A 13,676-nucleotide genomic window follows, 5' to 3' on the forward strand; every position below is an offset into this window, starting at 1 on the left:
GTCCGCGGCGTCGCCCGCCGAGCCCGGCGGGCACGAGGGTGGTGTGGGAGTCGGCCCTGTCACCAAGGAAGTTGACCGCTGGAGGACCGGTACCCGCCGCTCCGGATCGTCTGAGCGTCTGCTTTGCTGTGTGCCGTCGGGCAGGGACTCACCGGGCGGGGCGATCATGAGCGCAGGCGTGCAGCAAGTCGCGGACGGCACCTACCTGGTGCACGGCAGCAACACCAACTGGGTCATCCTGACCGAGGGAAGCTCCGCCACACTCGTCGACACCGGGTACCCGGGTGACCGGGAGCAGCTGCTCGCCTCCCTCGCGGAGGTGGGGAGTTCACCGGAGGCGGTCACCGCCGTCCTCCTCACCCACGCCCACAACGACCACCTCGGGTCCGCCGAGTACCTGCGCTCCGCCTACGGCACGCCGGTCTACGTGCACGAGGCCGAAGTGCCGCACGCACGGCGGGACTTCCTGCACCAGGTCTCGGTCGGCACCGTCCTGAAGAACGGCTGGCGCCCCGGGGTGCTGCCGTGGGCGGTGCACGCGCTCCGGGTGGGCGGCACGGCCCACGTACCGGTCGCCGCCCCGCAGCCCTTCCCCGCACCGGGCGCCCTCGACCTGCCGGGCCGCCCGGTGCCGGTGCACACGCCCGGCCACACCGACGGGCACTGTGCCTTCCACCTCCCCGAGCGCGGCGTGGTGATCTCCGGCGACGGACTGGTGAGCGCTCACCCCACCTCCCGGATCGAGGGGCCCCAGCTGCTGCCGGACATGTTCCACCACGAGCGCGCGCGGGCCGTGGCCTCGCTGGACCTGTTCGCGGAGCTGGAGGGCGACGTCCTCGCGCCCGGACACGGCCCGGCCCACCGCGGTCCAGTCCGTGAATCGGCACTTCAGGCCAAGGAGCGCGCGCTCTAAGGTGAGGTGACGATCACCGGCCGGAGAAGGACACCGCACCATGGCACTGCAGATCAGCGCGACGAACCCGGAGCACCCCGCGCTCCTGCTCGAACTGCCGTGGCACCTGCCGCTGGAGCAGTGGCCGGAGGAGGTCCTGGTCCCGCTGCCGCGCGGCATATCCCGGCACGTGGTGCGCTACGCCCGCGCCGGCGACGAGGTCATCGCCGTGAAGGAGCTCGCCGAGCGTCCGGCGCTGCGCGAGTACGAGCTGCTGCGCGACCTGGACCGGCTCGGCATCCCCGCCGTCGACCCGCTCGCCGTGGTCACCGGGCGCACCGACACCGAGGAGGCCCCGCTGGAGTCGGTGCTGGTCACCCGGCATCTGGGCGGCTCGATGCCGTACCGCTCGATGTTCGAGACGACCATGCGGCCCGCCACCATGCACCGCCTGATGGACGCCTTGGCCGTCCTCCTGGTCCGGCTGCATCTGGCGGGTTTCGCCTGGGGGGACTGCTCCCTGTCCAACACCCTGTTCCGGCGCGACGCGGGCGCGTACGCCGCCTATCTGGTGGACGCCGAGACCGGCGACCTGCATCCGCAGCTCAGCCCCGGACAGCGGGACTACGATCTCGACCTCGCCCGCGTGAACATCAGCGGTGAGCTGCTCGACCTGGAGGCCTCCGGGGCCCTGCACCCCTCCGTGGACGCCATCGAGTTCGGCATGGAGATCTGCTCGCGCTACGGCAGCCTGTGGGAGGAGCTGACCCGCAGGTCCGTCTACCCGGCGGGCAAGTACCACTTCATCGAGCGCCGGATACGGCGGCTCAACGACCTAGGCTTCGACGTGGCCGAGATGCAGATCGAGCACGCGCCCAACGGCGACTCGGTCACGTTCGTGCCCAAGGTCGTGGACGCGGGCCACCACCAGCGCCAACTCCTGCGTCTGACGGGCCTGGACGCCGAGGAGAACCAGGCCCGGCGGCTGCTGAACGACCTGGAGAGCTGGATGGCCACCCAGGACGACTACGCCCCGGGCGACCCCCTCGGCGCCCGCCCGGAGGTGCTCGCGCACCGCTGGGTGCGGGACGTCTTCCGGCCGACCGTGCGGGCCGTGCCGCTGGAGATGCGCGGCTCGATGGACCCGGCCGAGATCTACCACGAGCTGCTGGAACACCGCTGGTACCTGTCGGAGCGGGCCCAGCACGACATCGGGCTGGACACGGCGGTGGAGGACTACATCAAGAACATCCTCCCCAAGGCCCGGGAGACGCTCCAGCCCACCCCCGCCGGCGCGGACTGACTCAGACGTGCGGCACCACGGCGACCGGGCAGTCGGCGTGGTGCAGCACCCCGTGCGCGACCGAGCCGATCCGGTTGCCCACCGCGGTACGGCGGGCCCGGCGCCCGACGACCATCAGCTGAGCGCGTGCCGCCACCGACAGCAGCACCTGTCCCGCGCTGCCCATCTCCACGTGCTCGACGACCGGGACCCCGGGGAAGCGCTCCCGCCACGGCTGGAGCGCCGCGGCCAGGGCCTTCTTCTCGTACGGCTCCAGCCCGCCCGCCTCGTCCAGCAGTTGCAGCGAGGCCGGGCTGTAGGCGAACACCGGCGGCAGCGTCCAGGCCCGTACGGCACGCACGGCCGCTCCCCGGGCCGCCGCCGTCTCGAAGGCGAAGCGCAGGGTCTCGGCGCTGTCCTGCGGGTCGCCCTCCTGGCCCACGACGATCTCGCGCCCCGCGGCCTCCGCGCTCGCCTGATCACCGGCCCGCACCAGCACGACCGGCCGGGTCGACTCGGCGATCACCTGCTGGCCCACCGAGCCCACCAGGAAGCCGACCACCGGCCCGTGCCCGCGGGAGCCCAGGACCAGCATGTCGGCGTCGGCCGCGGCGGAGACCAGCACGTCGACGCTGCCGCCCTCCACCAGGTCGGTGTCCACCTCCAGCCCCGTGTACCGCCCGGTGACGGTCCGGACCGCCTCGGTCACGGCCTTGCGCGCCCAGTCCGCCTGGGTGTCCCGGTCCCCCGCGTCGATGCCCTCGTACGGCTGGAACCGCCAGGCGTGCACCACCCGCAGCGCCGTGTCCCGCCGGACCGCCTCCCGGGCGGCCCAGCCCAGGGCGGCGAGGCTCTCCTCGGTTCCGTCGATGCCTGCGGTGATCGGGCGGGTCATGCGGGGGCCTCCCTGGTCGCGGTCACATGCGTCGGTCCAGTCTTCACTACGCTGCCGGTATGGCACTGGAATGGGAACAAGTCATCGTGGACTCGGCGGACCCGGCCGCCCTCGGACGCTGGTGGGCCGAGGCGCTGGGCTGGGTGGTGGTCGAGGACTCGCCGGACGAGTTCGAGATCCGCCCCGAGAAGGACCGGACGCCGGGGCTGCTGTTCGTGCCGGTGCCGGAGCCGAAGAGCGTCAAGAACCGGCTCCATCTCGACTTCCGGCCCGACGACCAGGAGGCCGAGGTGACCCGCCTCCTCGCCCTGGGCGCCCGGCACGCGGACGTGGGACAGGGCGAGCAGCCCTGGGTGACGCTCATGGATCCCGAGGGCAACGAGTTCTGCGTGCTGGGCGAGCGGCGAGCCTGACAACGGCAGGGGCAGCCAGACCTGGGCGTCTCGCCGCGATCGAACATACGATGGGCTCGACCGGGCCGGTGACCACGGGGGGCGCCCTGCCCCGACCGACCGCCCGGCGTGGGGAGACGCATGGCACAGGCCGCCGAATCGGCGCGGACCGTCATCCTGACCGTGGACGACGACCCGGGGGTCTCCCGGGCCGTCGCCCGCGATCTGCGGCGGCGCTACGGCGAGTCGTACCGGATCGTGCGCGCGGAGTCCGGTGAGTCCGCGCTGGAGGCGCTGCGGGAGCTCAAGCTGCGCGGTGACCTCGTGGCCGTGATCCTGGCCGACTACCGCATGCCGCAGATGAACGGCATCGAGTTCCTCGAACAGGCCCTGGACGTGTATCCGGGGGCCCGCCGCGTGCTGCTGACGGCGTACGCGGACACCAACGCGGCGATCGACGCGATCAACGTCGTCGACCTCGACCACTACCTCCTCAAGCCGTGGGACCCGCCCGAGGAGAAGCTCTACCCGGTCCTGGACGACCTCCTGGAGGCGTGGCGGTGCAGCGACTTCCGCCCCGTGCCCGCCACGAAGGTGATCGGGCACCGCTGGTCGGCGCGCTCCTCCGACGTGCGGGAGTTCCTGGCCCGCAACCAGGTGCCGTACCGCTGGTACTCCACGGAGGAGCCCGAGGGGCAGCGGCTGCTGGCGGCCGCGGGGCAGGACGGGCAGCGGCTGCCGGTGGTGATCACCCCGGACGGCACCCCCCTGGTCGAGCCGGAGGCACCCGACCTGGCCGCCCACGTGGGCCTCGCGACGACCCCGACCGCCGACTTCTACGACCTCGTCGTCATCGGCGGCGGTCCGGCCGGGCTCGGCGCTGCGGTGTACGGGGCCTCGGAGGGGCTCAGGACCGTGCTCGTGGAGCGTTCGGCGACCGGCGGACAGGCCGGGCAGAGCTCGCGGATCGAGAACTACCTGGGCTTCCCGGACGGCGTGTCGGGTGCCCAGCTCACCGACCGGGCCCGGCGGCAGGCGACGAAGTTCGGGGCCGAGATCCTCACCGCCCGTGAGGTGGCGGGCCTGGAGATCAGCGGCCCGGCCCGCACCGTGCGCTTCTCGGACGGGTCGGCGGTGGCCGCGCACAGCGTGATCCTGGCGACCGGTGTGTCCTACCGGCAGTTGGAGGCGCCCGGCTGCACGGACCTGACCGGCTGCGGGGTGTACTACGGCTCGGCGCTGACCGAGGCCGCCTCCTGCCAGGGCCAGGACATCTACATCGTCGGCGGCGCCAACTCGGCGGGACAGGCGGCCATGTACCTGTCCCGGGGCGCCAAGTCGGTGACCCTGCTGGTGCGCGGTCCGGACCTCGCCGCGTCGATGTCGCACTACCTGATCCAGCAGATCGAGGAGGCTCCCAACATCTCGGTCCGCGCGCGTACCGTCGTCGAGGCCGCGCACGGCTCCGACCACCTGGAGCAGCTCACCCTGCGCGACACCGAGACCGGGAAGACCGAACTCGTCGACGCGCAGTGGATGTTCGTGTTCATCGGCGCGGCCCCGCTGACCGACTGGCTGGACGGCACGGTGCTGCGGGACGAGCACGGGTTCATCCTGGCCGGGCCCGACCTCACCCCCGACGGGCGGCCGCCGGCGGACTGGGTGCTGGACCGGCCGCCGTACCACCTGGAGACCAACATTCCGGGCGTGTTCGTCGCGGGCGACGCGCGCGCCGAGTCCGCGAAGCGGGTCGCGTCCGCCGTCGGAGAGGGAGCCATGGCAGTGATGCTCGTCCACCGGTATCTGGAGCAGTCGTGAGCGGGCAGTTGATGCCGTGCAGCCCCGGGGAGATCGGGTCGCTGTTCCTGTTCGAGAAGCTCTCCCCCGAGCAGCTGGGGCAGTTGTGCGCCGCGGGGCGGGTCGAGCGGTTCGAACCCGGCCCGGTGTACTCCGAGGGCGAACCCGCCACCTGCTTCTACGTGATGATCGAGGGCACGATCGTGCTCTCCCGCCGGGTCGGCGGCGACGACGTGGAGATCAACCGCACCTCGCAGCGCGGGGTGTACGCGGGGTCCATGCAGGCGTACCTCGGTGACCGGGTGCAGCAGACCTACAACGGCTCCATGCGGGTCACCGAGCCCTCGCGGTTCTTCGTGCTGCCCGCGGAGACGTTCTCGGCGTTCATGCAGGAATGGTTCCCGATGGCGGTCCATCTGCTGGAGGGGCTCTTCTTCGGTTCGAAGAACACCCAGCGGGCCATCGGGCAGCGCGAACGGCTGCTGGCGCTCGGCTCGTTGTCCGCCGGCCTCACCCACGAGCTCAACAACCCGGCCGCGGCGGCCGTACGGGCCACGTCGACGCTGCGCGAGCGGGTCGGCAAGATGCGGCACAAGCTCGCCGTGATCGCCCAGGGCTCCTACTCCGCCGAGGTCATGGCGAACCTGATCGACATCCAGGAGCGCACCGCCGAACGCGTCGCCAAGGCGCCGGCGTTGAGTCCGCTGGAGGCCTCCGACCGGGAGGACACCCTCGCCGACTGGCTGGACGACCACGGCATCCAGGAGGGCTGGCGGATCGCGCCCACCTTCGTGCAGGGCGGCCTCGACGTGGACTGGCTCGACCAGGTCGCGGCGACCCTGGGCGAGGAGATCCTGCCGAACGCGATCGGCTGGCTCAACTACACCGTCGAGACCGAGCTGTTGATGGACGAGATCAACGACTCCACGGCCCGGATCTCCCATCTCGTCGACGCGGCCAAGCAGTACTCCCAGCTGGACCGGGCGCCCTATCAGGTGGCCGACGTGCACGAACTCCTCGACAGCACGCTGCTGATGCTCTCGGGGAAGATCGGGCAGCAGATCAAGGTCGTCAAGGAGTACGACCGTACCCTGCCGAGGATCCCGGCCTATCCCGCCGAGCTCAACCAGGTGTGGACGAACCTGATCGACAACGCGGTGCAGGCCATGAACAGCGTCGGCGGGGAAGGGACGTTGACCGTCCGGACCGCGCTCGAACACGACCGGCTGCTGGTGGAGTTCCGGGACACCGGGCCCGGGGTGCCGCCGGACATCCGCGGGCGGATCTTCGACCCCTTCTTCACCACCAAGCCCGTGGGCGAGGGCACGGGGCTCGGGCTCGACATCTCCTGGCGGATCGTGGTCAACAAGCACCACGGCACGCTGCAGGTGGAGTCCACGCCGGGCGACACCCGCTTCCAGGTGCTGCTTCCGCTGACCGCCGTGGACAACGGCTCGACCGAGGAGACCGAATGACCGACGTCAAGGGGATCGACCCGAGCGTGCCGCCGAGCGGCGACGGGTGCGTGGAGTGCGACGCGTCCGGCGGCTGGTGGTTCCATCTGCGGCGGTGTGCGCAGTGCGGGCACGTGGGGTGCTGCGACTCCTCTCCCGGACAGCACGCGACCGGGCACTTCCGGGACTCGGGGCATCCTCTGGTGCAGAGTTACGAGCCGGGTGAGGAGTGGTTCTGGAACTTCGAGACGAACGAGATGTTCGAGGCGGGGCCGGAGTTGGCGGGGCCGGCGAGTCATCCGGAGAGCCAGCCGGCGCCGGGTCCTGAGGGACGGGTGCCGGCGGACTGGGCGCGGACGTTGCGCCGATGAGCTCGGGACGACCTGTGTGACGGCGACTGCGGGCCCGTCGTGGCGGGTCGCGCGGTTCCCCGTGCCCCTGGGTCGGCCGACCCGCTGTCAGTGTCGAGTGCCAGGATGGTGTTCGTGTCACAGAACTCCACCGGTACGCCGATCATCGGGCGGGAGAGCGAGCTCGCCTTCCTCTCCCGCGTGCTGGAGCGCGCCCGGGGCGGACAGGCTCACGCCGTTCTGATCTCCGGAGACGCCGGGGTCGGCAAGACGCGGGTGCTGGAGGAAGCCGCAGGACGGGCCACGGCGGCCGGAATGACCGTGCTCACCGGACATTGCGTGGACCTCGGGGACGTCGGGTTCCCCTATCTGCCGTTCACCGAGGTGCTGGGCGCACTTGCCGCTGACAGCCGGTTCGCCGGACTCGTGTCCTCCCATCCGGCCGTGGAGCGGCTGCTGGGGGCCGGCTCGCCCGGCGACTCCGGTGGGCGGCTGCGGTTGTTCGAGTCGGTCGCCGCACTCTTCGCCGACCTCTCCGACCTCGCTCCCCTGCTGCTCGTCCTGGAGGACCTGCACTGGGCCGACCAGTCGTCCCGGGATCTGCTGCGGTTCCTGCTCAGCCGGGGAATCCTCCAGCGCCCGGCGGGCGGGGCGCCCACGCACCGGCTGGCCGTGCTCGCCTCCTACCGGGCCGACGACCTGCACCGGCGGCATCCGCTGCGGCCGCTGCTCGCCGAGCTCGTGCGGCTGCCGGCCGTCGAGCGGCTGGAGTTGCGGCCGATGCCCGACGGCGAGGTGGCGCGGCTGGTGCGGGCCCTGCGCGAGGGCCCGCTGCCGGAGACCACCGTGCGCCGCATCGTCGAGCGGGCCGAGGGCAACGCCTTCTACGCCGAGGAGCTGCTCGCCGCCACCGGGAGCGGGGAGGGCGGGATGCCCAGCGGGCTCGCCGACGTCCTGCTGATCCGGTTCGAGCAGTTGTCCGACACCGCCCAGCAGGTGCTGCGGACCGCCGCCGTGGCCGGGCGGCGCGTCGAGCACGACCTGCTGCGCGACGCCGTACGACTGCCCGAGGAGGAGCTGGAGTCGGCCCTGCGCGAGGCGATCGGGCGGCAGGTCCTGGTGCCCGGGGAGGGAGACACGTACGCGTTCCGGCATGCCCTGGCCCGCGAGGCCGTGTACGCCGATCTGCTCCCGGGTGAGCGGGCCCGGCTGCACGGGGCGTTCGCCCGGCTGCTGGAGGGGCGGGCGCACCGGGCCGAGAGCGCGGCGGAGCGGGCCCATCACTACCGCGAGAGCCATGACCTGGCCCCCGCGCTCGCCGCGTCCCTGGAGGCCGCGGACCACGCCGAGCGGGTCGGGGCGCCCGCCGAGGAGCTGCGGCATCTGGAGACGGCCCTGGACCTGTGGTCGGCGGTGGAGCCGTCCGCGCGTCCCGAGGGCGAGGGGGCCGACCGGGTCCGGCTGATGCTGCGGGCCTCGGCGGCGGCCGCGCACGCCGGGGAACTGCACCGGGCGGTCTCGCTCACGCGTGCCGCTCTTGCCGGCGTCGGCCAGGAGGCGGACTCCGAGCTCGCCGCCCGGGTGCGCTACACCCTCGCCGGGAACCTGATGACCGTCGACAACCTCACCGCGGCCTTCGCCTACAGCAGCGAGGCGCTCGACATGATCCCCGCGGAACCGCCCTCCCGTACCTGGGTGTGGGCCGCGGCCACCCATGTGCTGGCGGCCCGGCAGGTCGGGGAGAACGAGACCGCGCTGCGGGTCGCGCGGCAGGCCCTGGACCGGGCGGAGGAGCTGGGCGTGACCGACGCCCAGGCGGACCTGCTGATCTCCCTGGCGGTCGTCGAGGGCGGCGGCCGTCGGTCGGTGGAGGGCCGGGAGCGGTTGCGGCGGGCGCGGGAGCTGGCCCGCGACGCGGGCAACGCGCCGGTGGAGATGCGCGCGCTGTTCAATCTCGCCATCGGCACCTTCGAGGCCGGACACCTGGACGACTGTCTGCCCTGGATCACGGAGGGACTGGACCGCGCCCGCCGGGCCGGGCTGCTGTCGTCGCCGTATCCGACGGAGATGCGCTATCTCCACCTGCTGGTGCTGTACACGCTCGGCCGCTGGGACGAGTGCGTCCGGGCGGCGAGCACCGATGCCGAGGTGGTGCCCGCGGCCGGTGGGTACCGCGTCGCGCCGGCGCTCTACGTGGCGCTCGCGCGCGGTGACTTCGGGGCCGCCGACCGGGCCCGGACGCTGCTGGAGGGGCCGTTCGACTGGATGGCCACGCTCGTGGCGGGCATCGCGCTGACCGAGGCGGCGGCCCTGCGGGGGGACGCGGAGGCGGCCGTGGAGCGGATGCGGTCCACCGTCGCGGTCCTCACCGACGACACGGGCACGCCGCCCCACGTCACCGTGCGGCTGGCCGCCCTCGCGTTGTCCGCGGTCGCCGACCGGGCCGGCGAGCTGCGTCTCAAGGGGGACCAGGAGGGGGCGCTCCGGTGGGCGGAGACCGCGAGCGAACTGCTGACCCCTGCCAGGGCCGTCGCCATGGACGGCGGAGCGCCCCAGGGCCCCGAGGGGCAGGCCTGGCTGGCCCGGGCCGAGGCGGAGTGGACCCGGGCGGTGTCGGGGCCGGACGTCGGGTCCTGGGAGAGGACGGTCGCCGCGTTCGACTTCGGGGACGTGTACGAAGCGGCGCGCTGCCGCCTGCGGTACGCCGAGGCCCTGCTCGCCGCCGACCGGCGTACGGAGGCCGCGGCCGAGGCGCGGGCCGCGCGTGAGGTGTTCGTGCGGCTCGGTGCCTCGGTGCTGCTGGAGCGGGCGGACGAGCTGATCCGGCGCGGCGGGCTCGGTGAGGCCCCGCCCACCGCGTCGCCGCTCACGGCCCGCGAGCAGGACGTGCTGAGGCTGCTCGCGCGCGGACGCAGCAACCGGCAGATCGGCGAGGAGCTGTTCATCACCGGCAAGACGGCCAGCGTGCACGTCTCGAACATCCTGGCCAAGCTGGGCGCGGCGAGCCGCACCGAGGCCGTGGCCGTCGCCTACCGCAGGGGACTGATCGCCCCCGAGACGACGGCTCACGGCTGACGGCCGGTCAGCGGCGGGCGCAGTCCAGGCTGTCGAGGTCGACGGAGTCCGCCATGGCCTGCATGCCCTTGTCGTTGGGGTGGATGTGGTCCCCGCCGTCGAAGACGGGAAGCAGCCGCTCGTGGTCGTAGGGGCTGCGCAGGACGCGGTCGAAGTCGGCGACCGCGTCGAACTCGTCGCCGTGGCTCCGGACGAAGTCGTTGACCCCCTGGCGTACGGCCTCGGCGTCCGTGTTCCATTCCGGCCACCCCTTGAAGGGGGCGATGGTGGAGACGACCACGCACTTGTCGGCGTCGTGGGCCCGGTCGACGATCTCTCGGTAGCCGGAGATCAGGTCCGCGGCGGTGACGCCGCTGTGGGCCTTGAGGTCGTTGACGCCCTCGAAGAGGAACACGGTGCGCACGCCCGGCTGGGAGAGCACGTCCCTGTCAAGCCGGTTCAGGGCGCTCGGTCCGGCGCCGTCGGACAGCACCTTGTTGCCGGAGATCCCCTCGTTCGCCATGCCCTTGACCGTGGTGCGGGCCTTCTGCAGGCGGCGGGCGAGGTAGTCGGGCCAGCGTCGGTTGCGGTCGCTGGTGGACTGCCAGCCGTCGGTGATGGAGTCGCCGAACGCGACGACGGCGCCGGTGGCCGCGGGCGTGCGCACCGAGACCGCGTCGAGGTAGAGCCACGACCCGATCGGCTCGGTCCAGTGGGCGCCGCTCTCCTCGGCGGTGTGGTCGCCCTGGGTGGCGTAGGAGGTCTGCAGGGCCATCCAGTGGCCGGTGATCGGGCCCGTGGCGTCCGGGGTGTGGAGGCTGACGACGAGGTTCGAGCCGGCGGGCAGCGGGCCGGGCAGCGGGTCGCTGTACACCGTGGCGCCGGGTTCCACGGTGACGGAGGACGAGCCGTCGAAGGTGAGCCGCCGGTTGGAACCGCGCACCAGGGCGGCGTCCTTCAGCTGGAGGCCGGCGTAGACGCTGTCGAAGGTGACCGGCTGGTGGCCGAAGGCGTTGGAGAGCCGCACGCGCGCGTCACGGCCGCCGACGCTGGTGTGCACGACCATGCGGTAGCCGCGGTCGGCGGCCGACTCGCCGATGGCGTAGGCGCTCGCGCCCCAGGTGATCACCCCGTCGGGCGGGCCGACGGCGGCCGGCGCGGGCGTGGCCTGGAGGGCCGCGGCCGCGACCGTGACGGCGGCGAGCCGGACCCAGCGCACGGTACGGCGCCTCATCGGCCGAAGCCCTTCAGGGTGACCGTCTCCCCCGGCTTCAGTGTCACCGTGCGGGTGCTTCCCGCGTGGGCGACCGTCGTGGTGCGGCCGCCGGTGCTGCGGATCCTGGCTTCGGTCGGTTTCCCATCCCGCCAGCGTAGGTCGACGACGAAGCCACCGCGGGCGTTCGCTCCGCGGAGCAGGCCGGAGGCGGCCCAGGCGGCGGGCAGGGCCGGCAGGAGTTCCAGGTGGCCGGGGCGGGAGTAGAGCAGCATCTCGGTCATCGCGGCAGGGGTACCCAGATTCGCGTCGATCTGAAAGATTCCGCGGCCCTGTTCCACCTGATAGATGTCGAAGAGGTTGAACGCGGTGCCGTTGCTGCCGCCGCTGGAGGGGCGGAGGTTCTCGACCACCAGCCGGTAGGCGTTCTCGGCGTTCTTGAGGCGAGCCCAGCACAGGGCGCGCCAGGCGTTGGCCCAGCCGAAGCTCTGCATGCCGCGGGCGGTGAGCAGGGCGGTGGCGCCCTCGACGATCTCGGCCGGGGTGGAGCCGTCGGGTCGGATGCGGTCGCCGGGGAAGAGTCCGACGAGCGGGGACAGGTGGCGGTGGGTGGTCTCGCCGAGGTTGTCGGGGGACATCCACTCCTCCAGCCAGCCGGTGGTGGGGCTCACCTGGGGGAGGTACAGGCGCTTGCGGAGACCGGCGACCGTGGCGGCGAAGCCGCTGTCCTTCTTCAGCTCGGCCGCTGCCGCGCAGTAGTTGCCGAACAGGGCCCACACGAGTTCCTGGGCGTAGGTGATGCCCTTGGCGTCGAGGGGGCCGTGCTCGGGCGACCAGTCGCTGTCGGCGACCAGGACCTCGCGTGAGGTGCCCGGGAGGGTCATGGTCAGCAGCCGTGCCTCCCAGAACTCGCAGGCGCCCTTCAGCAGCGGGTAGATCTTCTCCAGGTGGGCCCGGGAAGCGGTGAACTCGTAGTGCTCGTACAGGGAGTTGCACAACCAGGCGTTCCCGGCCGGGTGCCACCACCAGCCTCCTCCGCCGAAGGGGTTGGTGGAGATGGCGACCGTCCAGCCGGCGTTCTTCCCGGTCGAGTTGCGGTAGCGGTTGCGGGGGTCGTTGAACAGCCTGCGGGTGAGGTCGGTCCAGGACGGGAGCTGGGCGACGCAGTAGTCCGTGAACGCGTCGAAGCACTGGGGCAGGCCGGTCCGGTCGGTCGCCCAGTAGTTCATCTGGAGGTTGATGTCGGTGTGGTAGTCGCCCATCCAGTCGGGGTCGTTGCCGTCGAGCCACAGCCCCTGGAGGTTCAGCGGCAGGCTGCCCCGGGAGGCCGCGATGGTCAGGTAGCGGCCGAACTGGAGGTACTGGGCCTCCAGTTCGGGATCGGGCACCCCGTCCCGGGCGCGGGCGTGCAGCCGCTCCCAGGTGTCGAGGGAGCGCTGCTCGGCGGAGGAGGTGCCGAGCGAGAGGTCCAACTGGCCGAACAGGGCGTGGTGGTCGGCGATGTGGGTGGACAGCAGGGTGGTCGCCGAGTGGCGGGCGGCCGCGCGGACCTTGCTGCGGGCGAGCTTGTGCGGGTCGAGGGACGGGTCGCGGAAGCCGGCGGCGGCGTCGGGGGCGTAGTCGGTGCCGCCGCTGAGGACGACGGTGAGCTCCCTGCACCCGGTGAAGCCGATGCGCGGCCCGTCGACACTGACGGTGCCGCCGGAGCCGTGGGCGGTGATCGCGGCCCCGTATCGCAGGCCGTTGGGGAGGGCGGCCCCGAAGGAGACCGCGGGCTCCTCGCCGTGCGTCCCCTCCAGCGTGACGGTGCCGGTGTAGCGGCCGCCCCCGCTCTGGGTGAAGTGCAGGACGATGACGTCGTCGGGATGGCTGGCGAAGATCTGGCGCCGGTAGGTGACACCGGAGCGGACGTACGACGTCTCGGTGACGCCCCGCGCGAGGTCGAGGGTGCGGCGGTAGCCGGAGACGGCGGACAGGTCGTGGTCGGGGATGTCCACGGTGAGCCGGGCCAGCAGGGTGAAGGAGCCGAAGTCCTGGCGGCCGTAGGGGAACTGACCGTCGGCGTCGAGGCTGTCGTTGAGGCCGCCGGTCCACATCGTCGCGTCGGTGACGAGGAGCAGTTCGCGGCCGGGGTCGTTGCTCACGAGGGCGCCGAGGCGGCCGTTGCCCACGGGCAGGCCCTGTTCGATCATCGAGTGCTCGTCGGCGGGTGCCTGCCACCACGGGCGGTGGCGGGCGTCGGCGGCGAGGGCGGGCGCGGTGAGCGGTCTTTGCGGCGCCGCGGTCGCCCTGAAGGCGGGCAGGGCGGCGAGCGCGGCGGTCATCGCGAGGACACCGCGTCGGGAGG

General features: G+C 72.7%; 10 protein-coding genes. 7 read left to right on the forward strand and 3 right to left on the reverse strand.

The features are described from left to right. Positions 1–166 precede the first annotated feature (166 nt). On the forward strand, positions 167–913 hold the full coding sequence (locus tag EHS43_RS06900) for an MBL fold metallo-hydrolase (RefSeq protein ID WP_125189643.1): 747 nt from the start codon (positions 167–169) through the stop codon (positions 911–913). Positions 914–953: 40 nt separating this feature from the next. Further along, positions 954–2,195 (forward strand): DUF4032 domain-containing protein, encoded by a 1,242-nt coding sequence (locus EHS43_RS06905; RefSeq protein ID WP_125189644.1) that lies wholly within the window; start codon positions 954–956, stop codon positions 2,193–2,195. A gap of 1 nt (position 2,196) precedes the next feature. Here EHS43_RS06905 and EHS43_RS06910 read toward each other — a convergent pair whose 3' ends face one another. After that, positions 2,197–3,069, reverse strand: a complete 873-nt coding sequence (locus EHS43_RS06910) for a universal stress protein (RefSeq protein ID WP_125189645.1) — start codon at positions 3,067–3,069, stop codon at positions 2,197–2,199. Between the two features lie 59 nt (positions 3,070–3,128). Here EHS43_RS06910 and EHS43_RS06915 point away from each other — a divergent pair, with 59 nt between their 5' ends. The 5 genes from EHS43_RS06915 (at position 3,129) to EHS43_RS06935 (ending at position 10,137) form a co-directional block, all read left to right on the forward strand. Further along, positions 3,129–3,482, forward strand: a complete 354-nt coding sequence (locus EHS43_RS06915) for a VOC family protein (protein ID WP_125189646.1) — start codon at positions 3,129–3,131, stop codon at positions 3,480–3,482. Positions 3,483–3,602: 120 nt separating this feature from the next. After that, positions 3,603–5,279, forward strand: a complete 1,677-nt coding sequence (locus EHS43_RS06920) for an FAD-dependent oxidoreductase (protein ID WP_125189647.1) — start codon at positions 3,603–3,605, stop codon at positions 5,277–5,279. Then, positions 5,276–6,733: an ATP-binding protein gene (locus tag EHS43_RS06925; RefSeq protein ID WP_125189648.1), complete on the forward strand. Its 1,458-nt coding sequence runs from the start codon at positions 5,276–5,278 to the stop codon at positions 6,731–6,733. The genes EHS43_RS06920 and EHS43_RS06925 overlap by 4 nt, the downstream gene beginning before the upstream one ends. Beyond that, entirely contained in the window at positions 6,730–7,083 is a 354-nt protein-coding gene (locus EHS43_RS06930) for a UBP-type zinc finger domain-containing protein (protein WP_125189649.1), read from the forward strand. Before EHS43_RS06925 ends, EHS43_RS06930 begins: the two co-directional genes overlap by 4 nt. 105 nt (positions 7,084–7,188) lie before the next feature. Beyond that, on the forward strand, positions 7,189–10,137 hold the full coding sequence (locus tag EHS43_RS06935) for a helix-turn-helix transcriptional regulator (RefSeq protein WP_185806141.1): 2,949 nt from the start codon (positions 7,189–7,191) through the stop codon (positions 10,135–10,137). Between the two features lie 7 nt (positions 10,138–10,144). Here EHS43_RS06935 and EHS43_RS06940 read toward each other — a convergent pair whose 3' ends face one another. Then, positions 10,145–11,350, reverse strand: coding sequence for an SGNH/GDSL hydrolase family protein (locus EHS43_RS06940; protein ID WP_125189651.1), 1,206 nt, complete (start codon positions 11,348–11,350; stop codon positions 10,145–10,147). Continuing rightward, positions 11,347–13,676, reverse strand: a 2,330-nt coding sequence (locus EHS43_RS06945; RefSeq protein ID WP_260470422.1) for a glycoside hydrolase family 95 protein, incomplete at its 5' end; no start/stop codon positions are given. The genes EHS43_RS06945 and EHS43_RS06940, both read right to left, overlap by 4 nt.

Origin of the sequence: Streptomyces sp. RP5T, assembly GCF_003933965.1 — a bacterium.
Lineage (GTDB): Bacteria > Actinomycetota > Actinomycetes > Streptomycetales > Streptomycetaceae > Streptomyces.